General features: G+C 65.6%; 25 protein-coding genes and 1 riboswitch. Of the genes, 16 read left to right on the top strand and 9 right to left on the bottom strand.

Going from position 1 to position 25,872, the window contains the following annotated elements:
* The first annotated feature begins 264 nt into the window (after positions 1-264).
* The gene (locus HGB41_RS03765; protein WP_171081187.1) at positions 265-1,107 is read left to right on the top strand and encodes a DUF817 domain-containing protein; all 843 of its coding nucleotides are present in this window, start codon (positions 265-267) and stop codon (positions 1,105-1,107) included.
* Between the two features lie 129 nt (positions 1,108-1,236).
* Positions 1,237-1,740 carry a nuclear transport factor 2 family protein gene (locus HGB41_RS03770; RefSeq protein ID WP_171081188.1) on the top strand — a complete coding sequence of 168 codons (504 nt, stop codon included), beginning with the start codon at positions 1,237-1,239 and terminating at the stop codon, positions 1,738-1,740.
* Positions 1,741-1,758: 18 nt separating this feature from the next.
* On the opposite strand, the gene HGB41_RS03775 is transcribed toward HGB41_RS03770, so the two are convergent.
* The 3 genes from HGB41_RS03775 to HGB41_RS03785 all read right to left on the bottom strand — a co-directional run bounded on the left by HGB41_RS03775 (position 1,759) and on the right by HGB41_RS03785 (position 4,628).
* Positions 1,759-2,145: a DUF2750 domain-containing protein gene (locus HGB41_RS03775; RefSeq protein ID WP_171081190.1), complete on the bottom strand. Its 387-nt coding sequence runs from the start codon at positions 2,143-2,145 to the stop codon at positions 1,759-1,761.
* Positions 2,146-2,158: 13 nt separating this feature from the next.
* A complete protein-coding gene (locus HGB41_RS03780) occupies positions 2,159-4,066 on the bottom strand; it encodes a flagellar assembly protein A (protein WP_371868434.1) in 1,908 nt (635 codons plus the stop codon).
* 163 nt (positions 4,067-4,229) lie between these two features.
* The gene (locus HGB41_RS03785) at positions 4,230-4,628 is read right to left on the bottom strand and encodes a hypothetical protein (RefSeq protein ID WP_229422706.1); all 399 of its coding nucleotides are present in this window, start codon (positions 4,626-4,628) and stop codon (positions 4,230-4,232) included.
* A 211-nt stretch (positions 4,629-4,839) separates the two neighbouring features.
* Here HGB41_RS03785 and ompR point away from each other — a divergent pair, with 211 nt between their 5' ends.
* The 7 genes from ompR (at position 4,840) to HGB41_RS03820 (ending at position 10,011) form a co-directional block, all read left to right on the top strand.
* Positions 4,840-5,601 carry an osmolarity response regulator transcription factor OmpR gene (gene ompR / locus HGB41_RS03790; RefSeq protein ID WP_171081964.1) on the top strand — a complete coding sequence of 254 codons (762 nt, stop codon included), beginning with the start codon at positions 4,840-4,842 and terminating at the stop codon, positions 5,599-5,601.
* A gap of 157 nt (positions 5,602-5,758) precedes the next feature.
* Complete coding sequence (locus HGB41_RS03795; protein WP_171081194.1) at positions 5,759-7,132, top strand: ATP-binding protein; 1,374 nt, start codon at positions 5,759-5,761, stop codon at positions 7,130-7,132.
* Positions 7,133-7,762: a class I SAM-dependent DNA methyltransferase gene (locus tag HGB41_RS03800; RefSeq protein ID WP_371868436.1), complete on the top strand. Its 630-nt coding sequence runs from the start codon at positions 7,133-7,135 to the stop codon at positions 7,760-7,762. It abuts the gene before it with no gap.
* Between the two features lie 101 nt (positions 7,763-7,863).
* Positions 7,864-8,118 (top strand): tetratricopeptide repeat protein, encoded by a 255-nt coding sequence (locus HGB41_RS03805; RefSeq protein ID WP_171081196.1) that lies wholly within the window; start codon positions 7,864-7,866, stop codon positions 8,116-8,118.
* Between the two features lie 55 nt (positions 8,119-8,173).
* Positions 8,174-9,151 carry a threo-3-hydroxy-L-aspartate ammonia-lyase gene (locus HGB41_RS03810; RefSeq protein WP_171081198.1) on the top strand — a complete coding sequence of 326 codons (978 nt, stop codon included), beginning with the start codon at positions 8,174-8,176 and terminating at the stop codon, positions 9,149-9,151.
* Positions 9,151-9,537: a RidA family protein gene (locus HGB41_RS03815; RefSeq protein WP_171081200.1), complete on the top strand. Its 387-nt coding sequence runs from the start codon at positions 9,151-9,153 to the stop codon at positions 9,535-9,537. Before HGB41_RS03810 ends, HGB41_RS03815 begins: the two co-directional genes overlap by 1 nt.
* Before the next feature lie 96 nt (positions 9,538-9,633).
* Positions 9,634-10,011, top strand: coding sequence for a DUF4124 domain-containing protein (locus tag HGB41_RS03820; RefSeq protein ID WP_171081202.1), 378 nt, complete (start codon positions 9,634-9,636; stop codon positions 10,009-10,011).
* Between the two features lie 182 nt (positions 10,012-10,193).
* Here the strand turns inward: HGB41_RS03820 and HGB41_RS03825 are convergent, their stop codons facing one another.
* The 4 genes from HGB41_RS03825 to HGB41_RS03840 all read right to left on the bottom strand — a co-directional run bounded on the left by HGB41_RS03825 (position 10,194) and on the right by HGB41_RS03840 (position 15,655).
* On the bottom strand, positions 10,194-13,076 hold the full coding sequence (locus HGB41_RS03825; protein WP_371868437.1) for a putative bifunctional diguanylate cyclase/phosphodiesterase: 2,883 nt from the start codon (positions 13,074-13,076) through the stop codon (positions 10,194-10,196).
* 173 nt (positions 13,077-13,249) lie between these two features.
* The gene (locus HGB41_RS03830; protein ID WP_229422709.1) at positions 13,250-14,038 is read right to left on the bottom strand and encodes an N-acyl amino acid synthase FeeM domain-containing protein; all 789 of its coding nucleotides are present in this window, start codon (positions 14,036-14,038) and stop codon (positions 13,250-13,252) included.
* A gap of 195 nt (positions 14,039-14,233) precedes the next feature.
* Positions 14,234-15,088 (bottom strand): PhzF family phenazine biosynthesis protein, encoded by an 855-nt coding sequence (locus HGB41_RS03835; RefSeq protein ID WP_171081206.1) that lies wholly within the window; start codon positions 15,086-15,088, stop codon positions 14,234-14,236.
* 72 nt (positions 15,089-15,160) lie between these two features.
* The gene (locus HGB41_RS03840) at positions 15,161-15,655 is read right to left on the bottom strand and encodes a VOC family protein (RefSeq protein ID WP_171081208.1); all 495 of its coding nucleotides are present in this window, start codon (positions 15,653-15,655) and stop codon (positions 15,161-15,163) included.
* Between the two features lie 133 nt (positions 15,656-15,788).
* Here HGB41_RS03840 and HGB41_RS03845 point away from each other — a divergent pair, with 133 nt between their 5' ends.
* On the top strand, positions 15,789-16,085 hold the full coding sequence (locus HGB41_RS03845) for an autorepressor SdpR family transcription factor (RefSeq protein WP_229422711.1): 297 nt from the start codon (positions 15,789-15,791) through the stop codon (positions 16,083-16,085).
* Positions 16,082-16,756: an SdpI family protein gene (locus HGB41_RS03850; RefSeq protein ID WP_171081211.1), complete on the top strand. Its 675-nt coding sequence runs from the start codon at positions 16,082-16,084 to the stop codon at positions 16,754-16,756. Before HGB41_RS03845 ends, HGB41_RS03850 begins: the two co-directional genes overlap by 4 nt.
* 168 nt (positions 16,757-16,924) lie before the next feature.
* Here the strand turns inward: HGB41_RS03850 and HGB41_RS03855 are convergent, their stop codons facing one another.
* The gene (locus HGB41_RS03855; protein ID WP_171081213.1) at positions 16,925-17,821 is read right to left on the bottom strand and encodes a LysR family transcriptional regulator; all 897 of its coding nucleotides are present in this window, start codon (positions 17,819-17,821) and stop codon (positions 16,925-16,927) included.
* 102 nt (positions 17,822-17,923) lie between these two features.
* On the opposite strand from HGB41_RS03855, the gene HGB41_RS03860 reads away from it, so the two are divergent.
* Both HGB41_RS03860 and dkgB read left to right on the top strand, forming a co-directional pair.
* Positions 17,924-19,129 (top strand): MFS transporter, encoded by a 1,206-nt coding sequence (locus HGB41_RS03860; protein WP_171081215.1) that lies wholly within the window; start codon positions 17,924-17,926, stop codon positions 19,127-19,129.
* 18 nt (positions 19,130-19,147) lie between these two features.
* Positions 19,148-19,954 carry a 2,5-didehydrogluconate reductase DkgB gene (gene dkgB / locus HGB41_RS03865; protein WP_171081217.1) on the top strand — a complete coding sequence of 269 codons (807 nt, stop codon included), beginning with the start codon at positions 19,148-19,150 and terminating at the stop codon, positions 19,952-19,954.
* 6 nt (positions 19,955-19,960) lie between these two features.
* Here dkgB and HGB41_RS03870 read toward each other — a convergent pair whose 3' ends face one another.
* Positions 19,961-20,668, bottom strand: a complete 708-nt coding sequence (locus tag HGB41_RS03870) for a glutathione S-transferase (protein ID WP_171081220.1) — start codon at positions 20,666-20,668, stop codon at positions 19,961-19,963.
* 325 nt (positions 20,669-20,993) lie between these two features.
* Between HGB41_RS03870 and HGB41_RS03875 the strand changes: the two genes are divergently transcribed.
* The 3 genes from HGB41_RS03875 (at position 20,994) to HGB41_RS03885 (ending at position 25,775) form a co-directional block, all read left to right on the top strand.
* Entirely contained in the window at positions 20,994-21,983 is a 990-nt protein-coding gene (locus tag HGB41_RS03875; protein ID WP_171081222.1) for a DUF535 family protein, read from the top strand.
* A gap of 125 nt (positions 21,984-22,108) precedes the next feature.
* Positions 22,109-23,266, top strand: a complete 1,158-nt coding sequence (locus HGB41_RS03880; protein ID WP_171081224.1) for an iron-containing alcohol dehydrogenase — start codon at positions 22,109-22,111, stop codon at positions 23,264-23,266.
* A gap of 182 nt (positions 23,267-23,448) precedes the next feature.
* Positions 23,449-23,554, top strand: a riboswitch (TPP riboswitch).
* 88 nt (positions 23,555-23,642) lie between these two features.
* Entirely contained in the window at positions 23,643-25,775 is a 2,133-nt protein-coding gene (locus HGB41_RS03885; protein ID WP_171081227.1) for a TonB-dependent siderophore receptor, read from the top strand.
* Positions 25,776-25,872 lie beyond the last annotated feature (97 nt).

A 25,872-nucleotide genomic window follows, 5' to 3' on the forward strand; every position in this document is an offset into this window, starting at 1 on the left:
GACCAGCGCGCGGTAGGGGTGGAGGAAGGCGCCATGGCCAGATTAATATTGTGGTTGCAAGAATATTGTTGCAGGAATGCTGGCCTGTCTCCATTCTTACCGAAGTGAATGCTGACCAGATTTCCTTACGATCAGGCACTTTTCGCCGGAGCGAGGATTGATTCGGCGATCCTTCTGTGACAACATCGGATCACTCATCGGCTCACGCTTAGGCCCATCCTTCAGGTCCGCACAACAATGAAAAGAACGCCCGGCTCGGCCCCCATGACCCTCGCGCTCGACAATGTCCTGCTCGATACCCGCCCGCGCAAACTGGGCGGTTGGCGCCGCGGCGGCGTCGAGTTCCTGTATTTCGGCTTCAAGAATGCGCGCGCCTGCCTGTTCGTCGGCCTGTTCTTCGCCGCCATGATGCTGACTCCGCGCGCCGGTGTGTTCGGCATCCCGCGCTACGACGTGCTGCTGCTGGTGGCGCTGGCGATCCAGCTGTGGATGGTGCGGTCAAGCCTGGAGACGATGGACGAACTCAAGGCGATCTGCCTGTTCCATGCAGTCGGCTTCGTGCTGGAAGCGTTCAAGGTATCCGGTACCATCCAGTCCTGGAGCTATCCGGACTTCGCCTACACCAAGGTGCTCGACGTGCCGCTGTTCTCGGGCTTCATGTACGCGGCCATCGGCAGCTATATCGTGCAGGCCTGGCGCCTGTTCGACCTGCGCATCCGCCACCATCCGCCGCACTGGATGGCCTGGACCATTGCGATCCTGATCTACGTGAACTTCTTCACCCACCACTACATCGGCGACTACCGCTGGTACCTGGCGGCCTGCGCCCTCGGCCTGTACTCGCGCACCATGGTGGTCTACCGCCCGCTCGACCGCGACCGCAAGATGCCGCTGCTGCTGGCCTTCGTGCTGATCGGCTTCTTCATCTGGCTGGCCGAGAACATCGGCACCTTCTGGGGCGTGTGGCGCTATCCGAACCAGCTCGGCGCCTGGTCGGTGGTCCACATGAGCAAATGGAGTTCGTGGTCGCTGCTGGTGATCATGACTTTCACCATCGTCGCCAACCTCAAGCACATCAAGGAAAAGATCCACGTCGCGCGGGCCTGACCGGACAGACTCGTACGCGAACCGCATAAGCGCGTCGCGTATGCGCCACGGGTCAGCCTGCGGCGCAGCCCGCTGCACTATGATGTGCCATGCGGACAGCCTCCTGCCCGTATCGGAGGAAGACTGAGCATGAAGCGCCTATTCAGTATTGCCGTCCTGCTGGCGGCCCAGTTCCTGACCAGCGCCGCTTGCGCGGCCGGGGCGCAGAGCCATCGACTGACTACCGCCGCGGAAAGCGAGATCCAGTCCGCGCTGCTTGCCCTCGAGCGCCAGCGCGCCGGCGCCATCCTGCGGCGCGACACCGCTGTCCTGCGCGCGCTGATGGACCGCCAGTACTACCACGTGGAGAGCCGCGGCCGGGTGCGCAGCAAGACCGACCTGCTCACGGCCATCGAGCGCGACGACATTCATTTCCGGGTCTACGAGACCGAATCGACCGAGATCCAGGTGCTCGACGGCGGGGTGACCGCCATCGTCACCGGCATCTTCCGCAGCCAGCTGGCTGCGGCCGGCTCCAAACTCTTCCGCGGCCGCTATGTGCGCGTGTGGGTGCGCCAGCCCGACGGCTGGAAGAACACCTCCCACCAGACTACCGAGATCCGGCCGGCCCAGGACAACTGCCAGTGCGACTAGGCGTGTCGCGCGGCCGGCTCAGGGGGCCGGCGCCGCGGTGTCGCTATCCGGATGCACGAGGAGCGCCTGCGCCAGGTCGACCGGCGCCATCTCGACGCCCGCCATGCCGGCATTGAATTCGACCCCGGCCAGCATGCCATCCTCGTGCATCCCGCGCAGCCAGGTGTCGACGAAGTCCTCGAAGGCGATCGCGGCCGGCTTGTAGGCCGCCCACTCGCCCTGGGCATGGCGGCGCGCATAGGCTTCCTCCGACCAGAACACCAGCACCTGGGCGTCGCTGTCGTTCGACCGGCAGCATGCCCAGCCCTCTTCCGATTGCAATCCCCAGGCGACGCCGCTGTCGCGGACGGCGGCGATGAAACGGTCGCGGCCGGCCTGCAGGTCGGCATTCAGGTGGAGCGTCATGGGGTGTCCTTGTCTAGGTTGATGGTTCAGTGGCAGCGGCGTCGGCCGTGCTCCAGCTGAAGGCGCCGCTGCTGCCGGAGAATAGCAGCTCGGCGCCGCTGGCATCGCGCAGGCGCGCCTTGAAGTCGCGCGCCGGCAGGGTATGCAGGCTTTCGCTCTCCGGTTCGACGCTGATGGCGCGCACCGTGATGTCGCCGGCCGCCTCCACGATCTCGACGCTGGCTGCAGCGCTGTGCTGGGCGCGCTGCGCTTGCAGGCGCGCCTGGAAGGCCACGCCGGCTTCCTGCTCGGCTTCGGTGTCCTTGAGCTCCTGCGCAAACGTCGACATCTGCTTCAGTGCCGGGGCGGCGCCCGCTGCCAGCTTCTTGAACATCGGTTGCTGCTCGGGCGTGAGCACCAGTTCGCCCTTGCGCACCCGCCCCGCCAGCTTGACGTAGCTGGCCACGTCCGGCTGGGCGGCCAGTTCCTGCATCGCCGCGCGCCGCTGCGCCGCCAGTTCGCCGAATTGCGCAATGCGCTCGCCGATCATGCCGATCGCCGCGTCGATGCGGGTGCAATCGGGCCGCAGCACGAACACCCGCAATTCGCTGTGCCCGCGCGGCGCGGCGCGCTCGATCGTGACCCGCCTGGCGGCGATCGCGCAGCCTTCGGCCTGGCCCACGCTCACCTCGTCGGCGATGATCTCACAGTTGACTGCCTCGGCCACCGTGACCTTCACGCCCGAGATCGTGCAGTTCTCGGCGCGCTGCACGCTCACCTCGCCCTTGACGCTCTGGATAATGGCGCCGGAGGCCACGCCCATCACGTGGATCGGCCCATCGGCATTGCGCGCGCTGCCGCCCATCAGGTTGCGGTTCAGGCATACCGCGCCGCCACGCGAGGCGATATGCCCGTACACGTCGGCATGCACCGTGATGCCCTCGCCCTCGATGATGCGGTTTTCCTGGACTTCGCCGAATTCCTCGTAGTCGCCGGTCAGCTGCAGGTTGCCCGTGGTGCGGGCGCTCACGCCGTCATGGCTGACGATCTTGTCGCCCACCGCAATGCGGGTGCTGCCCGGCTCCACATTGAGGAAACCGTCCTGCAGCGCCACCACGAATTCGCCCTCGAGGATCCGGTCCACAACCGTGCCGGGACCGCTCCAGCCGGCCAGATCGAGGTCGCTCGGGACCTCGGGTGGCAGCGCGATGCCGGACAGGTCGAAGCCCGGTTCGCCGTAGACGCGCGGCAGCTTTTGCAGCAGCCGGTCGCCGCGGTGGACCTGGGGGAAGCGGTTCTGGAAGCTCATCAGGTCAAGCTTGCCATTGGCGAGCTGGCGCGGGGCGTCGCTGCGGTGCAGGTCGTTCGAGACCTCGACCACGTGCGCATCTTCGCCCGGCTTGGGCTCCAGCCGGCGCGCCACGATCAAGCGGCCGGCCGCACCCGTCGCGATAGCCCCGTTGACTGCCGCGACGTCGACGCCGAAGCGGATTCCCTTCATCCACATGTCGGCGATGAATTCGTCGAGGTCCAACCGGGCCGGCTGCTCGGCACCCTCGTCGTCCGGCAGGAACACGGGCTCGAAATAGTATTCGGCCTGCCCGTCGGCGATCTTGGCGGCGCGGTACAGCGCGCGGCGCGTCGGCTCGAAGGGAAGGATGTCGTCGGCCAGGCGCACCACGGTCTCGCCGCGCGCGTTGCGCGGCAGCTCGGGCCCGTGGTCGAATAGGGCCTTGACCAGCACGGCGTAGTCGAGCCCCGCGAAGTACTGGTTCTTCAGGAAGATGGCGTCGACGGCCGCCAGCAGCGCCGGACCGAGCGCCGTCACGTCGGCATAGACGCCGTCGGCTTGCTTCGCGATGCACTGGCCGCCCGCGGCAAGCGGCGCTTGCCCGCGCGTAGCGGGCAAGGCGTCGGAGGTAGACACTACGGAGTCGGACACGGTCGCGCTCTTCATTCAGCAAGGGTGAACGCCAAGATACCATGTTGCGCCATACAAATAAACGTATGGCAACAATATTTCTTTTGAGAAAGTCCAGCCGAGGAGAGTGGTGCCGCAACGAAAACGGCGCCCTAGGGCGCCGTCGCAAGCAGCAGGCCGGTGTTCAGCGCCGGCGTGCGTTCGGGTACAGGTCCGCGCCCGCTTCGTTGATCTGGCGGCGCAGGTCGCGGCGCTCGTCCGGCGTCATGCGCCCGCCGCGGCGTTCTTCGCGACTGCGGTTGGCTTCTTCCTGCATCACCGCGCGGCGCTGCTCTTCGCGCAACTCGTAGGCACGCCGGTCGAAACGCGGATCCTGGGCCTGGGCTTCGAAACGCTCGCGCTGCTGCTGCTGGACGTCTTCGCGGCGCGAGCCACGGTCGCGTTCCTGCGCAAAAGCGCCGGCGGCGGTGCAGGCCAGGACGCAAGCGACCACACCATTGCGCACGATGCTGGAGAAACCCCGGACGAATTCATGCCCGGCGGTACCGGTTGCTGCCTGGTTTTTCATAAGCGCGTCGTTCATAGTGTTCCTCTTCCGCGATGCCATATAAACAGATAAGCTGTGTTCTTTACTTGCAGCCAGTTTATGTGCATAGCGTCCGAGGGGTAAGCTTGATTGGGTAAAGTTTGTAACACAATGTAATGGCTGAGCCATATGGACGAGATGTCCAAGCGATAAGACGTTACCATAGCGACATGCTTCTGACAATTCTGGAATCCATATGAATCCATCGATGAACAACACGGGTACTACCCCGACTCCCGGCGCCCAGGGCGGCCACAGCGCGAAAATCATGGTCGTGGACGACGACGTGCGCCTGCGCGACCTGCTGCGCCGCTACCTCACCGAGCAGGGCTTCCAGGTGGTCACCGCCGAAAGCGCACCTGCAATGAACAAGCTCTGGCTGCGCGAACGCTACGACCTGCTGGTGCTCGACCTGATGCTGCCGGGCGAAGACGGCCTGTCGATCTGCCGCCGCCTGCGCGGCGCGGGCGACCAGACCCCGATCATCATGCTCACTGCCAAGGGCGAAGACGTGGACCGCATCGTCGGCCTCGAAATGGGCGCCGACGACTACCTGCCGAAACCCTTCAACCCGCGCGAACTGGTGGCCCGCATCGGCGCGGTCCTGCGCCGCAAGGGCCCGGACGAAATCCCCGGCGCACCAAGCGAGACGCCGCAGACCTTCGAGTTCGGCGACTTCGTGCTCGACCTGGGCACGCGCACGCTCAAGAAGAACGGCGACACCGTGCCGCTGACCACCGGCGAATTCTCGGTACTGAAGGTCTTCGCCCGTCACGCACGCCAGCCGCTGTCGCGCGAGAAGCTGATGGAACTCGCCCGCGGCCGCGAATACGAAGTCTTTGACCGCTCGCTCGACGTGCAGATCTCGCGCCTGCGCAAGCTGATCGAACCCGATCCTTCGAGCCCGCTGTACATCCAGACCGTCTGGGGCCTGGGCTATGTGTTCATTCCTGAAGGCCAGCCGCGTTGAGGACTCGACCGGAAATAAATGTGAGTTTTGGCAAACAGAACCGGATGCGGTGCAAGGCGGCGAGTGCGCGGCAGTGCGAGCACTGCAAGCAGGAGCCAACGCCGCAACGCGCCGGTTATGGCAGACAAAAACACATTGATTTCAGGGTGAGTACTTAGTGTTTGCACCTTTCACGGCGGCGCGGCGCGCCGCGCGCTTTGCCTGGTACCGCAGCGGCCTGTTCTGGCGCACCTTCCTGCTCATGTCGCTGCTCACCGCGGCCTCGATGGGCTCGTGGATCGGCATGATCAGCGTGTTCCAGCGCGACCAGAAGGTCCAGCAAACCGCCGAGCTGGTGGGATCGGCCGTCACCATCACCAGGGCCGCCCTCACCCACTCGGCGCCGGACCTGCGCCGTGAACTGCTGCTCGAACTGGTGTCGAACGAAGGCATCCGCGTCCTCACGCTGAACGACTACGACATCGTCGAGCCGCCGCCGAACACGCCCGTGATGGCGGAGATCGCTACCGCCGTGCGCGAGCGCCTCGGCAAACAGACGCGCCTGTCCAGCTCCGTCAACGGCGTCCCGGGTTTCTACATCAGCTTCAACATCGACGAAGACGAATACTGGCTGATGCTCGAGCGCGAGCGCCTGACCGGCCTGTCCGGCGTGCAGTGGCTTGGCTGGGCAACCCTGGTCGGCCTGCTGTCGCTGGTCGGCGCCGCCGTGATTTCAAATCTCGTCAACCTGCCGCTGGCGCGCCTGACGGCAGGCGCGCGCGCGATCGCCAAGGGCGAACGGCCGGTGCCGCTGCCCGAGAAAGGCTCGCAGGAGATCATCGAGGCCAACCGCAGCTTCAACCAGATGGTGGAAGACCTGGCCCAGGTCGAGAAAGACCGCGCTGTCATCCTGGCCGGCATCTCGCACGACCTGCGCACGCCGCTGGCGCGCATGCAGCTCGAAATCGAGATGGTGGATCTGCCACAGGATGCGCGCGAAGGCATGCAATCGGACATCAACCAGATGGACGCGATCATCGGCCAGTTCCTCGACTTCGCCAAGCCGACCGACGCCTCCACTTTCGTCGCGGTGAATTTGTCCGAGATGCTGTCCGACGTCGGCCGCGAGGCGGGCCGCATCCGCGACCTGAAGGTGGTGGTCGACCTGATGCCGGGCGTGCACGTGATGGGCAACACGACCGACCTGCGGCGCGTGGTCAACAACATCATCGAGAACGCCCGCAAATACGGCAAGACCCCTGGGCAGGACTATACCGAGATCGCCATCGTGCTGAGGGTGAAGGCAACGGGCCACGGACGGCGCGCGTTGATCGAGATCTGCGACCATGGCGTGGGCGTGCCGGAAGACCAGATCCCGCAATTGCTCAAACCCTTCACACGGCTCGACAGCGCGCGCGGGCAGGCGAATGGCGCGGGACTGGGGCTGGCGATCGTCGAGCGGGTGCTCACGCGGCATAACGCCGAGCTGACGGTGAGCAATCGCGAAGGGGGCGGCTTGCTGTTGCAGGTGGCCTTGCCGCTGGCGGGCTGAGTGAGCCACTTGCCTGGCTCCCGGATTGCGCAGGCCTACGACGCATTGGCCGAACGCTGGCTCGACCACAGCTTCGATCCGGCGAACGGCATGCAGCAGCACCGGCGCGCCCTGTCCTTCCTCGAACAAAAGCCCGGCGCCTGGGCGCTGAACGTCGGCTGCGGATGCAATACGCGTTTCAATGCCCCGATGCGCGAGCGTGGCCTGGAGATCGAAGGCATCGACATCTCGGCGCAGATGGTCGCCCTGGCCCGCCAGGCCGATCCGGCGGTCGTCTTGCATCATGCCGACGCCTGCGACTGGCAGCCGGCCCGCGCCTACCGTTTCATCACGGCCTGGGACAGCATCTGGCATGTTCCGCTGGCTGCCCAACGACCCTTGATGCTGAAGTTGATGGGGGCGCTGGAGGATGGCGGCGTCATGATCTTCTCCGCCGGTGGGCTCGACGAGCCTGACGAACATGTCGACGCTGCGATGGGACCGGAGGTCTGTTACAGCACGCTGGGGATACCAGGCCTGCTGGCCACGATTGCCGATGCCGGATGCGTGTGCCGGCATCTCGAATACGACCAGCATCCCGAGCAGCACGTCTTTCTCGTCGTCCAGCGCCTGCCGGTCGCCGGCGCTTGAGTCTCGAGTCATCCGGACATATTTACACCAAGGCTCCCATTTCACAGGGCCTGTTTTGGCTGCGTCGCGCCCACAACAATGGAAACCTGAAGGCGAGCATCATGCTCTGCGGCGCCTACCTCGACGGGGAGGTGCTGCAGCCGGATGCGAAAAAGGCCGTTGCCTACATTGTTCCCGCCGCAGAGGGCGGCGATACAAATGCCCAGTACATGTACGCCAATCTGCTGATCGAAGGTGAAGGGATCGGGCAGGATGAGGAACAAGCCATTTTCTGGCTGCGCCGCGCCGCCGAGCGGGGCAATGACAAGGCGAGGCAGATGCTGCTCGACAATGACATCTCCCTGGCCGACGAGTAAGCGTCAGGACCGGCCCTTCGCTATACTGTCGGCTCCCGACCTCCGCGAGACCGACATGACCGATACTGCCGCCGCCCTCTCCTACCATGACGTCGAACTGGCCGCCCGCCGCCTTGAGGGCGCGGCGCACCGCACGCCGGTGCTGACCTCGACCACCGCCGACAAGCTCTCGGGCGGCACGCTGTTCTTCAAGTGCGAGAACTACCAGCGCATGGGCGCCTTCAAGTTCCGCGGCGCCTATAACGCGATCGCGAAGTTCGACGATGCCCAGCGCGCGGCGGGCGTGGTGACTTTCTCGTCGGGGAACCATGCGCAGGCGATCGCGCTGTCCGCAAAGCTGGCGGGCATCAAGTCGGTCATCATCATGCCGAATGACGCGCCGGCCCTGAAGGTCAAGGCCACGAAGGAATACGGCGGCGAAGTCGTCACCTACGACCGCTATACGGAAGACCGCGAAGCGATCGGGCGCCGGCTGTCGGAAGAACGCGGCATGACCCTGGTCCCGCCCTACGACCACCCGGACGTCATCGCCGGCCAGGGCACGGCGGCCAAGGAGCTGTTCGAGGAAACCGGTGAGCTGGACATCCTGCTGGTCTGCCTCGGCGGCGGCGGCCTGCTGGCCGGCTGCGCACTGGCGGCGCGTGCCCTGTCGCCGAATTGCAAGGTGATCGGCGTCGAGCCGGAGGCCGGCAACGACGGCCAGCAATCATTGCGCCTCGGCGAGATCGTGCACATCGCGGTGCCGAAGACGATCGCCGACGGCGCCATGGTGACCCACCTTGGCGTGCACAATTTCGAGGTCATCAAGCACCACGTGGACGACATCGTCACCGTCAGCGACGCCCAGCTGGCCTCGAGCATGGCCTTCTTCGCCGAGCGCATGAAGATGGTGGTCGAGCCGACCGGCTGCCTCGCCGCGGCTGCGGCCCTGCACGGCGTGGTGGACGTCAGGGGCAAGCGGGTCGGCATCCTGATCAGCGGCGGCAACGTCGACCTGTCGCGCTTCGCCGAACTCGTGACGGCGGCGGCCTAATGGAATTCATCCAGTCGCCCGAGCTGCCCGCCCCCGCCGGGCATTACTCGCAGGGGGTGGTCACGCGCGGCGGCCTGGTATTCGTCTCGGGCGTGCTGCCGGCGCGCGAGCTCGCCGGCGCGGACTTCGAGGCGCAGTGCGCCTCGGTGTTCGACCAGTGCGAAAAGGTCCTGCGCGGCGCCGGCTGCGGGTTGCAGGACGTGGTGCAATGCACGGCCTATCTCGCCGGGGTCGAGCACTGGCCGGCGTTTAACACGGCCTATGCCGGCGTGTTCGGCGACCATCGGCCGGCGCGCGCAGTCGTGCCTGTGCCGGCCCTGCATTATGGTTTCCTGGTGGAAGTGCAGCTCGTGGCGGAAACGCTTCTCCCAGGACAGAACGGCTGAGTGATTGTCGCAAGTGTGGTGCGCACGTGTGTGCTACCGAACAGAGAATTGTCAATATGACACCAATAATGGAGGCTCAAGAACAAGGAGTCGACCATGAAGCGTCATCTCTGCCTGAGCCTCATCATCGCAGCCACCACCCTCACCACGCCTGGCGCCTTCGCCGGCTCGGACATCGTCAAATGCGTCGACGGCGCCGGTCACGTCACCCTGACCGACCAGGCCTGCGACGCCAACACGGCCACCGTGCAGCTTGCCAGCACCGTGGTGCGGGAAGAAGCCCCGCGCGCGGAAACGCATCCGCTGGCGGTCGAGCATGTCGCATTGCCGCAGCCGCCCGTGCAGCGCCGCCACCTGGCGCCGCGGGTCAAGGCCAAGCCGATGATGCGGGATGTCGCGACCTTGAGGGAAGCGCGGGCGCATTTCTTGATGCTGGATTCCGTACCGCGGCAGAGGCTGGCGACGCTGGATTGATTGACGTCGGCGACGAGTAGTTCGAGCTAAGCGACTACGCTACGTCCAGTTGATCGCGTGGGCATTCGTAATTCCGGGCACTCCTCGAAATTACCCTGCCCACCCTACCAGACCGAAGTTCGTAGCGTGGGCGGGTCTCCCGCCCACGCGGTCAAATCACCTTTGATCCGCGCGCTCGCTCCTCAATGCAAATCCTGCATCCGCATCACGCCCGCCAGCAGTGGCGCTGACTGCGCGTTGATCACCTTCAGCACGTCGAGCAGTTCCGGGTCGGTGATGAAATCGGCCGACGAGCGTGCCTCGAGCATGCGCTCAGGCGGCAGCGAGCGCGCCACGGCCCATCCCTGCACATAGTCCACACCGATCTCCGACAGCGTCTGCACGGTGGCGGCATCTTCCGCCCATTCCGCGATCGTCTTCATGCCCAGGTTCACGGCCAGGCTCACGATCGCCTCGACGATCGCCACGTTGGCCGGGTGGGCGTTGATGTTGACGATGAAGTTGCCGTCGATTTTCAGCACGTCGGCCGGCAGCTCTTTCAAATACGAGAACGAGGTATAGCCGGCGCCGAAATCGTCCAGCGCGACCTTCACGCCGAAGCTGCGCACCTGGTCGATGAAGCGGCGCGTGTTGTCCAGGTCGTGCAGGGCGACGCTCTCGGTGATCTCCAGGCACAGGCGGCTCGCCACGTGCACGTAGCGCCCGAGGATGTCGAAGGTGTCCTGCACGAAGCGCTCGTCGTTGAGGGAGGCGCCGGACAGATTCATGCACACGAAACGGGTATTCACCAGCTGGTCGGCGTGTTGGGCGATCCAGGCCAGGGTGGTGGACAGCACCCAGCGGTCGATCACGCTGGCGCGGCCGCTCTTCTCGGCGGCCGAGATGACCGCGCCGGCCGGCACGATGCGGCCGTCCGGCTCGCGCATGCGCAGCAGCACTTCGAAGTTCAGGGATTCGTGCGGGTGCTTGAGCGACATGATCGGCTGCATTTCCAGCAGCAGGCAGTCGGTGGCGTCGGTAGCCGAGAGGCGCGCGACCATATCCAGCTCTGCCGCGCGCTGGCGGAAGGCTTCGGCGCCGCGCTCGTACACTACCAGGCCTTCACCAGCCCCTGTCTTGGCTTCGCGGCAGGCGCGGTCGGCGGTCGACACCGCATCCTTCATCTCGATGCCCGGCGTGACTTCGATCAGCCCGACCGAGCCGCGCACATGGAAAGCCTTGTCGCCCACCCGGTAAGGGGTGTTACCGAGGCGGTCGACGATGCCGCGGCAGATGATCGAAGCCAGCGGGATCGCCGTTTCCGGCATCAGGACCACGAATTCGTCACCGCCGACGCGGCCGATCTGCTGGCCGCCGGCCAGCATGGTGGCCATCCGTTCGCATACCTGTTTCAGTACTTCATCGCCGGCCGCATGGCCGAACAAATCATTGATCAGCTTGAAGCGGTCCAGGTCGACATAGGCCAGGGCCATCGGCTTGCCCGCAGCCAGGCCGCCGGCAGCCTGCGCGAATTCGCGCTCGATGCCACGGCGGTTGTAGACCTTGGTCAGCGGGTCGTTGTTGGCCATGAACTGCAGCTGCGCCGTGGCCTTGTATTTCTCGGTGGTGTCCTGCAGCACGCCTTCGATGCGAGCGCGCGCCAGGGTGGCGCTGACCAGGAAGCGTTGGGTGCCGTCGCGGCTGGTGAGTTCCATCTCGGCTTCAGCCCTGGCATGGACCTGCTCGTGCAGTTCGGTCCAGGTGCTTTCGGTAAAGAACTGGCGCCAGGCGGTGCGGCCCGCAACAAAGCTCGTGATGCCCAGCATTTTTTGCAGGGCCGGGTTGACGCTCAGGAAGTGGCCGTACATGTCGAGCGTGAACAGGCCGACCGGCATGGCCTGGTAGGCGTGCGCCAGCTCCTGCTGGGCTTCTTCGCGCTGCTCGGTCTCGGTACGCATCTGCTCGGCCACGGCCAGCGCCGCCAGCAGGCTCGAGGCCAGCGCGGCGGTGACGCTGTTGATGAAGCCCAGTAGTTCGCGCATGCCGAGCGCGGCCGAGGCGACCTCGGCGATCGTGGCCAGGAAGCTGACCGCGAACGAGGCGGCGAACCAGGACGCGACGCGGTTGCGCGACTCGGCGATGATCTTGAACAGGCCCACCGTCATGACCGAGAAGCAGCACACGGTGATGCCCCACAGCAGCGGCAAATACATGCCGTAAGGCAGGAACATGGCGGCGGCCAGCATCGGCAGGCAGAGCCACTGCATGATGCGCATCGGCAGCACGTAGCGCATGGCGGCGATGTTTTCGCGCAGCAGCGCCTGGTAGAGGGTGAGCGTCGCGATACCGTACAGCGTGATGGTCAGCGAGCGGCTGCGCAGCAGCCAGTCGGACGGCAGGGTCTGGCCCAGCCACTGGATGTCCCAGCCGGCAGACAGCGCGCCGACCCGCAGGTTCAGGATCAGCCAGCCGGCGAACAGCACGTACAGCGCCTGGCGATTGATCAGGGCGGTGATCAGGATGAACAGCGCGAGCACCACCATGCCGCCGTCGAGCAGGCCCGACTTGCGGTGATATTGCTCGACCGAGAGCGCGTACTGGTCGGACGGCCATTGCAGCACCGACAGGCGCGCCGGGCCGGCAAAGGTGGCGCGGCACAGCAGGCTCGAGGGCAGCGGCGCCAGCTTCAGGGCAAAGCCGGCCTTCGAGGCTTCGATAAAGCCGGTGCCGGCGCCGCGCGTGGCGGTGCCGAGCGGGGCCAGGCTGCCGGCATCCCAGCAGGCCACGTCCTGCGCATGGCGCGACGGGAATTCGACCACCTGGCTACCCGCACGCGGCATCGGTTCGAAGGCGAACCAGACCGGAGCTTCGGATAAATGGGTGTCATGGCCGGTCACGAGGCTGCCGGTCTCGGCGCGGGCCAATGCTGCGCCCGGCGCCAGCGATGCTTCTTTCTGGACCGTGACGAGCATCGACAGCGGCACGTCGCCCACTGTGCGGTACTGGTTCTGCCAGAAAAACAGGGCGATCAGGGAAACCAGGCCGATCCCGAGTGGAATCAGGTAATAGGCAAAGACCTTCAACACCCGCTCCACTACCGCGTGCGCAGCGGCGGGAAGCGAAGAACGGCGAGTGGGTGTTGGAATGGGCATAGGCAGTATGAATGCGGTCGAATGCTCCCCCTTGGCCGGGGGGAGCGCCAAAGCGCAAGGATACAGCCTTATATTGATGCCGTCATGCAATATGTATAGATTATCCCTCAGGCGACGGCGAATTCGCGTGCCTGCAACGCCGGTTGCGCGCTCACGCGGGCAGCCGGCGCCGCCAGCGGCGGCGGGGGCACTGCCGGGCCAATGTTGATGTCCGGATGATGGGTATTGAAGAAGAAATCCAGCAAGGGGTGGCGCGCCTCGGTATAGCGCTGTTCGAAGCTGGCGATCTCGAAGGCCATCACGCGGTGCGGGATGTTGCCGACGTGGCGCAGCGCGACCAGGCCCTGCTCCGGGAACACGTCGGTGAACAGCATCTGTTCGTACTGGCGGTCGACCGGCGGGCGGCCGGTGGCGACCGAATAATCGATGGCGTTGTCTTCGCAATACATGAAGCAGGCCTTGACCAGTGCCACCTTGACCATGCGGCCGACCCGGCCCTCGTCGATGCCGAGGCGGGTCGCCTCGACCAGGCGGCGGCCCTGCAGCCAGTTCGGCAGCTCGATCGATTCCTCGACGCCCAGCGGACGGTAGAGGTTGGTGCGGATGCGCGTGCTGCCCAGCGGCGTGCCGTCCAGCTTGGACTCGGCCAGCAGCACGATGGTGTCGTCTTCGTAGTCGGCCGCCTCAGGCTGCGCCAGGCTGCGCGCAAACTCCGGCACATGGCGGGCGTAGGCGGCGTGGCGGACCTTGACCGCTTTCAACAGGTCGGCCTCGGTTTCCACCCGGCGAATGGTGAAGGGCAGGCGCTCGGTGGCGCGGCCAGCTGCACGTGCTTCGCGGGCAGCGCGGATGCTTGCGCTGGCAGGGTTGGAGACGACTGGGTCGAACAGCGACATGGCGGGGTACTCCTCGGGTTGGAAGAATGAAACAGAACTTGTCTGAATCAAATTATCAATCCGATTACTAGCAATCTAATTGCTGAGCAGAAGCACTTTATGCCTTCTGTTTATCCTACGCAGATGAAAGATTTGTCCTACATCAAACCGTGCGCGCTACAAATAGTGTATAGGGCGCGCACGGCTGTCACCTTATCAGGACGACATCATGCGTGCACTGCCCGACACCCGGATCGAGCTCCCAGGTTCGGGGCCGATTTCCGCCGCCAGGCGCGAGCGCATGCCCATGTCCTCGCCCTGCACTACCTCGATCCGTCCGCCGTGCGGCCAGCCGAGGTCGCGCAAATAGCCGGCAAAGGCCGCTGTGCCCGCGCCGGTGGCCGGGTCTTCGAGCACGCCGCCGGAGGCGAACGGGTTACGGGTATGGAACAGCTGCGCATTTTCGGCCCAGGCCAGCACGACGGTGACCAGGCCGTGTCCGTTCATCAGGCGGCGCCCGGCGTCGAGCTCGTAGGACATGCGTGCCAGCGCGGCGCGGCTGTTCAGCGCCAGCACCAGGTGGTCGGCGCCGCCATGGACCAGGGCCGGCGGGATGCGTGGGTCGAGGTCGGCGTGGGTATAGCCGAACAGCGCCAGCGCGGCGTCGACCAGCGGCGCCGGGGCCGGCTGGCTGCGGGTGGGCGGCGATTGCAGGCTGGCAGCCACGCGCTCGCCATCGACGCGGCCCTCGACCGTGATGGCGGCCGCGTTCAGCGCCAGTGCGTAGCGGCCGTCGCCGAAGCGGCGCGCCAGGGCCGCGCCGAGTGCGATGGTGGCGTGGCCGCAGAACGGCACCTCGGATTCGGGAGAAAAATAACGCACCCGCCAGCCCTCGCCCGCCGGCGCGGCGAAGGCGGTCTCGGAAAATCCGATGACGTGGGCCAGGCGCGCCATCTCGGCCTCCGGCGGCAGCGCGTCGCCGATCCAGACCCCGGCGGGATTCCCGCCCTGGCCGCCGTCGTCGAAAGCCGCGATGCGCAGCACCTCATCCAGGTTTGCAGTGACGTCCATGACTGTTCTTTTCGTAGTTAAGGAACAGTCATCTTAGCGCGCCCTCCGGCTCGCTGCCGGCGCCGGCCTGGTTCACTGCCCTTCGGGGCGGCCCTGCTGCATCCCTTGCTGCATTGCCTGGGCCATTTCGTCGGGCGAGACGTCGCGGATGTGGGTGGCCATCGACCAGCGGTGGCCGAAGGGGTCTTCCACCACGCCGTAGCGGTCGCCCCAGAACATGTCGGCCGGCGCCATGCGCGCCTTCGCGCCCGCCTCGACCGCGCGCTCGAACCAACGGTCGACGTCGGGCACCGCCAGGTGGATGGTGACCGGCGAGCCGCCCAGCGCGGCCGGGCCGGTCGCATCCCAGTCGGGGAACTCGTCCATCAGCATCACCATCGAATCGCCGATGCGCACGGCCGCATGGGCCAGCAGGCCGCCAGGGCCGGGCAGGCGCATGACCTCTTCGGCGCCGAAGGCGCGTTCGTAAAATTCGATGGCGTCGGCCGCTCCTGCGCAGACCAGGTGCGGGGTGACGGTGTGCATGCCGTCTTCGACGGGCTTGACATTGGTTTGGGGGGCATTCATGACATCTCCTCGGGTTGGACAAGCTGGATGACATTAGCCTTTGGCGAAGGTTCAGGCAATCTCCAAAAGGCTTGACCCGGGAGGCTGCCGCGCCTAGTATTTAGATATTCATCTAATTAGAAAACGATCAAACATGGCAGGACCGCTGAACGAGGTATTCAAGGCCATCGCCGACCCGACCCGGCGCGAGATCCTGCGCCTGTTGCGCAATGAAGAGATGAGTGCGGGCGACGTGGCGGCGCGGTTCGACATGACCAAGCCGACCGTGTCGCACCATTTTGCAGTGCTCAAGGCGGCCGGCCTGATCACCAGCCGGCGCGACGGGCAGACCATCTGGTATGCGCTCGACACCACGGTGCTGGAGGACGTGCTGGCCTGGTCGATGGACATGGCGCGCGGCGTCAAGGAAGACAAGGGAGGGAAACAATGAAGGATGTGAAGAACAAGCCGATGTGGAAGCGCTTTTTGCTGCTGTTCCTGGCCGTGGTGGTGGTGACCGTGAACCTGGTCGTGGCCGTGTATCCGGAACTGCCTTCCCTGATCCCGGTGCACTGGAACGCCGACGGCGAGGCCGACCGCTGGGGCCCGCGCTCGATGGTCTTGCTGTACCTGGCCATCATGGTCGGCTCGGGCCTGCTCTGGCTGGTGCTCCCGAAGCTCTCGCCGAAACGCTTCGCAGTGGAGGAATTCGAAGCGACCTGGTGGTATGTCGGCATGGTGAGCGTGTCCTGCTTCGCCTACCTGCAGTGCGTGCACCTGTGGGGCGCGTGGAGGCCGGGCTTCAACGTCGACCGCGCCATGCTGGGCGGGCTGGGCATGTTCTTTCTCCTGGCAGGTAACGTCACGGGCAAGGTGCGCCGCAATTTCTGGCTCGGCGTGCGCACGCCGTGGACGCTGGCCAATGAACGGGTCTGGTATGCGACGCACCGGTTTGCGGCCAAGACCATGGTGGCGGGTGGGGTGCTGGCGCTGGTGACGGCGCTGGCCGGGTGGCCGACGCTGCTGGCGCTGGTGGCGCTGGCTGCTGGGGCGCTGGCGCCGGTGGGGTTTTCGCTGGTGTATTACAAGCGGTTGGAAAGAGCGGGGACGCTGGAGGCTTAGATGAGAAGACTCGGCTGCGACACCGCTGGTTGAACGCGTGGGCAGAATCTGTCCACCCTACGGTATACGGCGGCTCGTAGGGTGGGCAGGGTAAAACAGTCCAGTGGACTGTTTTACCCTGCCCACGCGTTCAACCGGCTCGCGCATTGCCTGTGCGACCGCTCTCACCTACCGCTCCAGAATTCCCTCCAACCGCCGCGCCAGAAAATCCACCAACGCCGCCACCCGCGGCGCCAGGGCCCCCTGCTTGTAGAACACCGCCCACACCGGCTGCGTCCACGGCAGCGTCGCCCCCTCCAGCACCGGCGCCAGCCGCCCCGCCGCCACATCGGCCCGGGTCAGGAAATCCGACAGCGAAGCAATCCCGGCGCCGCCAAGGGCCAGGTGGCGCACCGTCTCGCCGCTCGACGCGCTGACTGCCGGCGTCACCGTCCACCCTTCTCCTCCGGCGTGCTGCAATGGCCAGGTATTGAGCGACACCGGCGCGGTGAAGCCGAGCGTGCGGTGCCCGCTTAACGCCGCGACGTCGAGCGGCGCGCCGTACTTCGCGATATACGCGGGCGCGGCCAGCACGCGCAAACGCGTGGTGCCGAGCCGGCGCGCATTGAGCGTCGAATCCGGCAGTGCGCCGATACGGATCGCCAGGTCGGCGCGCTCCTCGATCAGGTCGACATAGGTCTCGCCGCTGATGAGCTCCAGCTGCACCAGCGGATACGCGTCCATGAATTCGGGCACCAGCGGCGCCAGCAGGTGATCCAGCGCCGGCGTGGCCGCATTCACCCGCACCAGCCCGGCCGGCTGCGAGCGGCGGGCGGCTGCCTCGGCTTCGGTGTTCGCCAGGTCGGCCAGCAGGCTGCGCGCCCGCCCCAGCAGCCAGCTTCCCTCTTCCGTCAGTTGCAGGCGCCGCGTCGTGCGGTGCATCAGCGTCATGCCCAGGTGATCCTCGAGCCGCGAGATCGTGCGCGAGACACCCGAGGGCGTCTGCCCCAGCCGCTCGGCGGCAGCCGAGAACGAGCCAGTATCTATGACTGCGGAAAACGTAATCAAGGCATCGACATCGATCATTTGTGACTCCAGATCAAAAGTGAATTGTACGGCAAGGCATTTTTCTTATGTTTGCGCATAGGCACACTGCATGCCTCCATCACCCTGCACCAGGAGCACTCCATGCCACTTGCACTCTGGGCGCTGACACTCAGCGCTTTCGCCATCGGGACCACCGAATTCGTCATCGTCGGCCTGATTCCCACCATCGCCGCCAGCCTCGGCGTGTCGGTGCCCTCGGCCGGCCTGCTGGTCAGCCTGTATGCGCTCGGCGTGGCCATTGGCGCGCCGGTACTGACCGCGCTTACCGGCCGCATCCCGCGCAAGCAGCTCCTGATCGGCCTGATGATGCTGTTCACGGTCGGGAACCTGGTGGCCTGGATGGCGCCCGGCTATGCCGCGCTGATGGCGGCGCGCGTGCTCACCGGCCTGGCGCACGGCGTGTTCTTCTCGATCGGTTCGACCATCGCCACCAGCCTGGTGCCGAAAGAGAAAGCTGCCAGCGCCATCGCGCTGATGTTCACCGGCCTCACCGTGGCCCTGGTCACCGGCGTGCCGCTCGGGACCTTCATCGGCCAGCACTTCGGCTGGCAGGCCACCTTCCTCGCAGTGTCGCTGCTGGGCGTGGTCGCCATGATCGGCAGCTGGATCCTGGTGCCCTCGGCGATCGCGAACAGTAAGCCATCGAGCCTGCTGACCCAGCTCGCCGTATTGAAGAAACCGCGCCTGCTGCTGGTGTATGCGATCACGACGCTTGGCTACGGCGGCTCCTTCATCGCCTTCACCTATCTTGCGCCGATCCTGCAGGAAGTCTCTGGCTTCGCAGCGTCGAGCGTAGGCCTGGTAATGCTGGTGTATGGCGTCTCGGTCGCGGCCGGGAATATCTGGGGCGGCAAGCTGGCCGACCGCAAGGGCCCGCTGGCCGCGCTGCAAATCGTGTTCGCGCTGCTGGCCCTGGTGCTGCTGGTGCTGGCTTTTACCGCGCCGAGCAAACCGCTGGTGCTGCTCACCGTGCTGGCCTGGGGCGCGGTCGCCTTCGGCAACGTGCCGGGACTGCAGGTGTATGTGGTGCAGCGTGCAGAGCGCGATGCGCCGCATGCGATCGACGTGGCCTCGGGCCTGAACATCGCAGCCTTCAATGTCGGGATCGCGCTGGGCGCCTGGGGCGGCGGCCTGATCGTCGCCAAGTTCGGGCTCATGGCCACGCCCTGGATCGGTTCCCTGATCGTGGTCGGCGCCTTTGCCCTCACCACACTGGCTGCCTGGCTCGACCGCCGCGATGGCGTGCCGGTCAATCCGGCGCGCAGCACCGCAGTCGCAATTCATTAATCTCTACAAGGACATCACATGCACATGCCACAACTCGGCCTCGGCACCTTCCGCCTGCAGGGCCCGCAAGCCATCGACTCGGTACGCAACGGGCTCGAACTGGGCTACCGCCACATCGATACCGCCCAGATTTATGGCAATGAAGAAGAAGTCGGCAGCGCATTGGCGGTCTCCGGCGTGCCGCGCGACGAGGTCTTCGTCACCACCAAGATCTGGACCGCGAATTTGAAAGGCGAGGTCCTCATCCCGAGCCTGAAGGAGAGCCTGCGCAAGCTGCGCCTGGACAGGCTCGACCTGACCCTGGTCCACTGGCCTTCGCCCGGCAAGGAAGTGCCGGTGCGCGAATCGATGCAAGCCCTGCTGGCCGCGCGCGACCTGGGTTTGACCGGCGCCATCGGCATCTCGAACTTCCCGGTGGCGCTAATGCGCGAAGCGGTCGATGCCGTTGGCGCGGCCAATATCGCCACCAACCAGGTCGAGCTGCATCCCTACCTGCAAAACCGCAGCGTGGCTGCGGCCGCGCGCGCGCTCGGCATCGGCATCACGGCCTACATGCCGCTCGCTTATGGAAAAGTGCTGGACGATGCGGCCGTCAAGGCGATCGCCGCGCGCATCGGCGCCACGGCCGCGCAGGTGACGCTGGCCTGGCTGATGGCGAAGGGCTACACCGTGATTCCCTCGTCGACCAGGCGCGCCAACCTGGAGAGCAACCTGGGCAGCACCGGCATTACGCTGGCGCTGGAAGACATCGCCGCCATCGATGCACTGGATCGGGGCGGACGCCTGGTCAGCCCGGAGTTCGCGCCCGAATGGGATGCCGGCTAAGCCGGCCTACTCGTCCAGCTCCGGATAGTGGCGGAAGATCCCGTTCTCGTTGAACGGGACGCGCCGCGGCGAAGCCAGGTAGGCGGCGATATTCGGCCGCGCCGCCACGCGGTCGCGCAGGGGGCCCAGTGCCGGATATTCGCCCTCCAGGCGCTTCATCGCATTCGGGAAGGCATAGCGCAGGCCCTCGACCACCTGGAACAGCGACAAATCGGCATAAGTCGGCTTTTCGCTCACGAGCCAGTCGCGCGCCTCGGGATTGGTGAGGATGCGCGAGAAGTAGCCGAAGAATTTCGGCAGGCGCGTTTCGATGAAGTCGGCGGAGCGCCGCTGGGCTTCCGGTTTCTGGTCTTCGTAGTAGAGCGAGGTGGCGATCGGATGGTGGGTGTCGTGGATCTCGGCGACCAGGTCGGCGATGGTCAGCTGCAGCTGGTGGGTCCAGAGGCGCCCCGGATCGGTGCGCGGCGCCAGGCCATGCTGCTCGCCGAGGTAGAGCAGGATGTTGGCAACCTGTCCAATCGTCATCTCGCCGGCTTTCAGGAAGGGCGGCGCGAACGAAGGATGGGTTTCGGTGTCGAGCGCGGAGTTCAGGAGGTCCATCCCGCCATGGCGTCGCGCCACGTCCACATATTCGGCCCCGGCCTCTTCGAGGGCCAGCCGGACGAACTCGCCACGCCCCTGAATACTAGGCCAGTAAAAAAGTTCGTACGCCATCTTGCTCCTCCGGTGTGTTTCGGTTTGGCGCAATTATCGGCGATGAATTGGAAGCGTGTCGCAGCACAAACATGGTAGTCTTGTTTGCCTGTCAGGCGAAAACAAAAAGTCAAACAATAGAGAGAGACCACATGACCGCTTCTTCTGACCCAGGTTCCACCACGCCTCCAGTTCAATATCCGGGCACGAGCTAGCTTTTCGGCGGATAATGCTTTTCGGAATTAATTTTCCGTTGAGCTAGCTCGTCATCCGTGACGGGCATCGAGTTAAAGACAGGGGCGCCGCTTCGGCGCCCGCACCTTTACGCCGACTGGAGCGCCCCACAATGATATTCGCTCACCTCGCCAAAGCTTGGCTCGCCCGCCGCGGCCAGTACACGCCCGCTTCCTGGATGCTCAGTATCGCGCGCAGCCTGCGCGTGCTGCGCTACTGGCGCGAACACCAGGCCCTGTGCCGCCTCGACCTGGTACGCCGCTTCGTGGCGGCCGCGCCCAACGACGACCTGTTCCACCATCTGAGCCACCGCAGCTACCTGGCGAAAGACCTGAGCCCACGCCAGCGCGTGCAGTGCGTGCTCTCCCATTACCGCTTCGAAGACAGCACCTTCAGCAATGCCTACCACCAGCTGGTGTACGGCGGCGGCAATAATGGCGGCGGCAACGGCCTGGTCCTGTGGCAGCACCAGGCGCAACTGGAAAGCGGCGAGCACAGCTTCCTGCTGCGCCTGGAAATGGCGCCGCGCAGCGATGCCGAGGGCGACATCACGATCTCGCTGGTCGCCGACGGCAAATACCTGCACCGCCTGTCCTATACCTGGGTCGACGGCCAGCTAGCCGGCGTGGATCTCCCCACCGTGCCCTTTGTGACGCGCAACCAGGGCCGCTGGACCGATTCCGGCGCCGCCTTCGAAGCCTTCGAAGAAGCCTTCCCGAACAATTCGCCGAGCTTCTTCTGCTTCGCCGCCATGCAGGGCGTGGCGCAGGCGGTGGGCATCGACCGCGTGGTTGCCATCAAGTGCAGCTCGCACATTGCCTACAATCCCCTCGACACCAAGCATTTCGAGAATGCCTACGATGGCTTCTGGAAGGTGCTGGGCGGCGTCGAGATGCCGGGCCGCAGCTTCCTGGTGCCGCTGCCCTTCTATCTCAAGCCGCTGGCCGAGATGCCGTCCAAGCACCGCAAGCGCGCGGCGCAGCGGCGCGATTACTGGCGCGCCATCGGCGACTCCACCCGCTCCACGATGCTGCGCCACATGGTGCCGGCGGTGGCGACGCAAACACGGTCGGTGGCCACACCGGCGACTGCGGAAGCCTGAACCTGCACTGACGATGGGCCCTTGATTCGGCGGCTACGTGCGAAGCCCGCCGAATCGGGGGTCCCGGGCGCCGTCCACCTGCTTCGGCGATAATCCCCTCTTTGTCTCCGCAACGAGGGGTAGCCTTGCTCAATTTCGATTACCAGAACCCGACCCGCATCCTGTTCGGCCAGGGCCAGATCGCCGCGCTCGCGCCGCTGGTGCCGCAAGGCGCACGCGTCCTGATGCTGTACGGCGGCGGCTCGATCCGCGCCAACGGCGTGTACGGCGAAGTGATGGCTTCACTGCAGGGCCACGCGGTGCTCGAATTCGGCGGCATCGAGCCGAATCCCACCTACGAGACGCTGTGCAAGGCGATTGAGCTTGTGCGCAGCGAGCGGATCGATTACCTGCTTGCGGTCGGCGGCGGCTCGGTCATCGACGGCACCAAGTTCATCGCAGCAGCGGCCCTGCTCGACGAAGACCCGTGGTCGATCTTCGAGAAGCGCGCCGCCAACGTGACGGCGGCGCTGCCCTTCGGTGTGGTGCTGACCTTGCCGGCCACCGGCTCGGAGATGAATTCGGGCGCCGTCGTCACGCGCCGGGCCACCCAGGAAAAGCGTGCCTTCGCCAGCCGCCACGTGTTCCCGCAATTCGCCGTGCTCGATCCCACCACCACCTATTCGCTGCCGGCGCGCCAGGTGGGCAATGGGGTGGTCGACGCTTTCGCCCACGTCATGGAGCAGTACCTCACCTATCCGGTGAACGCCAAGGTGCAGGACCGCTTCGCCGAAGGCCTGCTGCTGACCCTGGTCGAGGAAGGGCCGCGCGCGCTGTCGGAGCCGGACAACTACGAAGTGCGGGCCAACCTGATGTGGACCGCGACCCTGGCCCTGAACGGCCTGATCGGCGCCGGCGTGCCGCAGGACTGGGCCACCCACATGATCGGCCACGAACTCACTGCGCTCCACAACCTCGACCACGCCCAGACGCTGGCCGTGGTGCTGCCGGCGATGCTGCGCGTGCGGCGCGAGGCCAAGCGCGCCAAATTGCTCCAGTACGCGGCGCGGGTGTGGAACCTGGTCGAGGGCGATGAGGAGGTGCGCATCGACGATGCGATTGCACGCACCGAGGCCTTCTTCCGGGCGATGGGGTTGGCGACGCGGCTGTCCGGTTACGGGCTGGGGCGCGAGCATATCGAGCCGGTGCTTCACGCGCTGGAAGCGCACCGGATGACCAAGCTGGGGGAGGATCGGTTGGTGACGCTGGATGTGAGCCGCAAAGTGCTGGAACTCGCACTCTGACCGGTTTTCGTAGAGTGGGCGGGTCCCCCGCCCGCGCGTTCAACTATCGGAGGCGTCGGCACAAAGCATCTGTAATTTGAACGCGTGGGCAGGAAAACCTGCCCACCCTACGGTGTTCGACAATTCGAGGCTGACCACTGCTTGCCACATTCACCACGCCCGCCCGGGACCGTGGTACACTGCCGCCTCGCTAGGGGTCCTGGACGTGCATATGCGCGATTCGGGTGAGAGATACCCTTCGTACCTGATCTGGATAATGCCAGCGAAGGAAAGCGCAACGCAGTCCCATTCTTGTTTGCCCTTCCCCCACGTTGGCTCCGGCTTTTTATAAAAGCAGCGCGTCCCGTTTCCGTGGCGCGCGAAGACGAGCAAACACATGAAATTCAACCTGAAGCAATCCGTACTCGCCTGCGCCGTCCTGCAGGCGTTCTCCGCGACCGCATCCGCCCAGCAAACGCCTGAGGGCGTAGCCTCGGTGGTCGTTACCGGCAGCCGCTGGGTCGCCAGCGACCGCGCCAGCATCGGCGGTTTCAGCGATGCGCCGCTGCTCGACACCCCGGCCGCGATCAGCGCCCTCACCCGCACCCAGATGCAGGACCTGTCGATCCGTAACGTCACCGATGCGGCCCGCTTCGACGCCTCGGTGGGCGACGCCTACAATGCGGTCGGCTATGCCGAGCAGTTCTCGATCCGCGGCTTCGCGCTCGACAACGCCACCAGCTACCGCAAGGACGGCATCGCGATTCCCGCCGATACCCAGATCCCGCTCGAGAACAAGGAACGCATCGAGACCCTGCGCGGCCTGGCCGGCCTGCAGGCGGGCGTCGCGGCGCCGGGCGGCATGGTCGATTTCGTGACCAAGCGCCCGACCAGCGCGCCGCTGCGTTCGGCCCTCGTGGAAGTGAGCGAACGCGGCACCCTGCACGGCTCGGTCGACCTGGGCGGGCGCTTCGAGGATCGCCGCTTCGGCTATCGCATCAATGCCGCGTTTGAGGACCTGAAGTCCTACGTGCGCGGCGCCGACGGCGAGCGCCAGTTCGCTTCCTTCGCCTTCGATTGGCAGCTCACGCCCGACGCACTGCTGCAGCTGGATGTCGACCACCAGCGCAGGTCACAAATTACGGCTCCAGGCTACCAGTTGATTCGCAACGAAACCCTGCCGACCGGCGTGTCGCCGAAGACCCTTTTGAATAAGCAGGCCTGGACCAGGCCGGTGGAATCCGACAGCAGCAACCTCGGGCTGCGCTTCGAATACCGCATCAATCCCGACTGGACCTTCACGGCCAACGCCAACAAGCACTGGTTCAAGCGCGACGACTATACCGCCTTCCCTTACGGCTGCAGCAACGAGGGCGAGGGCTACTATCCGGGCTACTGCTCGAACGGCGACTACGACGTTTACGACTACCAGAGCGTCGGCGAACGCAAGACCCCGTGGGGCGCACAAGCCATGCTGCAGGGCCGCTTCGCCACGGGCGCCGTGCGCCACGCATTGACCGTCGGCGCCGCCATGTCGGAACGCCACGACAGCTTCGGCGAATACGTCTACGACTACGCCGGCTACAGCAATATCTACGACAACCTGCTGGTCGACCCGGCACCGGGCAATCCCACGACGGGCCCGGTATTGGCCCGACGCAGCGATGTCGAGCGCTCGCTGTTCGTGCAGGACCTTGCCACGCTCTCGAACGCATTCACGCTGCACACCGGCCTGCGCTACGTGAAGCTCAAGCGCGACGAACTGGCCGAGATTGGCCAGCCGCGCGTGCAGGCGAATGATTCCTTCGTGCTGCCGAGCGTGGCGCTGGTGTTCAAGCCAGCGCGCGACTGGAGCGTCTACGGCTCGCTGAGCCACGGCCTGCAGCATGGCGGCATCGCCGAGATGGGCACCACCAACGAAAACACCGCGCTGGCGCCGAGCCGCTCGAAGCAGGCCGAGCTGGGTGTCAAAGGCATCGTCAACAATGCCACGATGGTGTCCGCCGCGCTGTTCGACATCAAGCAGGGCCTGGAATACGTGAACGCCGCCGGCACCTTTGTGCGCGCCGGCGAGCAGCGGCACCGCGGGGTCGAACTGGCGGCGCAGGGCAAGCTGGGTGCAGACCTGAACTACAGCCTGTCCCTGATGGCGCTGGACGCGAAACAGACCGGCACCGGCGACGCCAGTGTCGAAGGCAAGCGCGTGACCAACGTGCCGGAATTCCGGTCGACTGCCTGGGTGGAGTATGCGGTGCCGGCGCTGGCCGGACTGAAGGTCGACGCGCTGTGGCAGTACTCAGGCAGCAAGGCCTTCGATGCGGCCAACCGCGCGGTCGTACCTGGCTACCATGTGGCCGGCCTGGGCGCCTCGTATGCGCTGAAGTTCGGCGGCATGAACACGGTCCTGCGCGCGCGCGTGGACAACGTCTTCGACAAATTCTACTGGCGCGACGTAACGCAGTCGCTGGGTGGCTACCTGCTGCCGGGCGCCCCGCGCACCTTCCGCCTGTCGGCCCAGTTCGACTTCTGAGGGTGTCCGCAGGCAGCCTTCAATCCACAAGGCGGTGGGCCGTCGTGACCCGTAGGGTGGGCAGATTCTGCCCACGCGTTCAAGCAGCGATGGAACA

Origin of the sequence: Telluria aromaticivorans (assembly GCF_013003915.1) — a bacterium.
Lineage (GTDB): Bacteria > Pseudomonadota > Gammaproteobacteria > Burkholderiales > Burkholderiaceae_D > Telluria > Telluria aromaticivorans.

Excerpts from the sequence above, each read along its gene's own strand:
- HGB41_RS03765 (WP_171081187.1), top strand. The coding sequence starts at position 265 with ATGACCCTCGCGCTCGACAATGTCCTGCTCGATACCCGCCCGCGCAAA.
- HGB41_RS03770 (WP_171081188.1), top strand. The coding sequence starts at position 1,237 with ATGAAGCGCCTATTCAGTATTGCCGTCCTGCTGGCGGCCCAGTTCCTG.
- HGB41_RS03775 (WP_171081190.1), bottom strand. The coding sequence starts at position 2,145 with ATGACGCTCCACCTGAATGCCGACCTGCAGGCCGGCCGCGACCGTTTC.
- HGB41_RS03785 (WP_229422706.1), bottom strand. The coding sequence starts at position 4,628 with ATGAACGACGCGCTTATGAAAAACCAGGCAGCAACCGGTACCGCCGGG.
- ompR (WP_171081964.1), top strand. The coding sequence starts at position 4,840 with ATGAACAACACGGGTACTACCCCGACTCCCGGCGCCCAGGGCGGCCAC.
- HGB41_RS03805 (WP_171081196.1), top strand. The coding sequence starts at position 7,864 with ATGCTCTGCGGCGCCTACCTCGACGGGGAGGTGCTGCAGCCGGATGCG.
- HGB41_RS03810 (WP_171081198.1), top strand. The coding sequence starts at position 8,174 with ATGACCGATACTGCCGCCGCCCTCTCCTACCATGACGTCGAACTGGCC.
- HGB41_RS03815 (WP_171081200.1), top strand. The coding sequence starts at position 9,151 with ATGGAATTCATCCAGTCGCCCGAGCTGCCCGCCCCCGCCGGGCATTAC.
- HGB41_RS03820 (WP_171081202.1), top strand. The coding sequence starts at position 9,634 with ATGAAGCGTCATCTCTGCCTGAGCCTCATCATCGCAGCCACCACCCTC.
- HGB41_RS03830 (WP_229422709.1), bottom strand. The coding sequence starts at position 14,038 with ATGTCGCTGTTCGACCCAGTCGTCTCCAACCCTGCCAGCGCAAGCATC.
- HGB41_RS03835 (WP_171081206.1), bottom strand. The coding sequence starts at position 15,088 with ATGGACGTCACTGCAAACCTGGATGAGGTGCTGCGCATCGCGGCTTTC.
- HGB41_RS03840 (WP_171081208.1), bottom strand. The coding sequence starts at position 15,655 with ATGAATGCCCCCCAAACCAATGTCAAGCCCGTCGAAGACGGCATGCAC.
- HGB41_RS03845 (WP_229422711.1), top strand. The coding sequence starts at position 15,789 with ATGGCAGGACCGCTGAACGAGGTATTCAAGGCCATCGCCGACCCGACC.
- HGB41_RS03850 (WP_171081211.1), top strand. The coding sequence starts at position 16,082 with ATGAAGGATGTGAAGAACAAGCCGATGTGGAAGCGCTTTTTGCTGCTG.
- HGB41_RS03855 (WP_171081213.1), bottom strand. The coding sequence starts at position 17,821 with ATGATCGATGTCGATGCCTTGATTACGTTTTCCGCAGTCATAGATACT.
- HGB41_RS03860 (WP_171081215.1), top strand. The coding sequence starts at position 17,924 with ATGCCACTTGCACTCTGGGCGCTGACACTCAGCGCTTTCGCCATCGGG.
- dkgB (WP_171081217.1), top strand. The coding sequence starts at position 19,148 with ATGCACATGCCACAACTCGGCCTCGGCACCTTCCGCCTGCAGGGCCCG.
- HGB41_RS03870 (WP_171081220.1), bottom strand. The coding sequence starts at position 20,668 with ATGGCGTACGAACTTTTTTACTGGCCTAGTATTCAGGGGCGTGGCGAG.
- HGB41_RS03875 (WP_171081222.1), top strand. The coding sequence starts at position 20,994 with ATGATATTCGCTCACCTCGCCAAAGCTTGGCTCGCCCGCCGCGGCCAG.
- HGB41_RS03885 (WP_171081227.1), top strand. The coding sequence starts at position 23,643 with ATGAAATTCAACCTGAAGCAATCCGTACTCGCCTGCGCCGTCCTGCAG.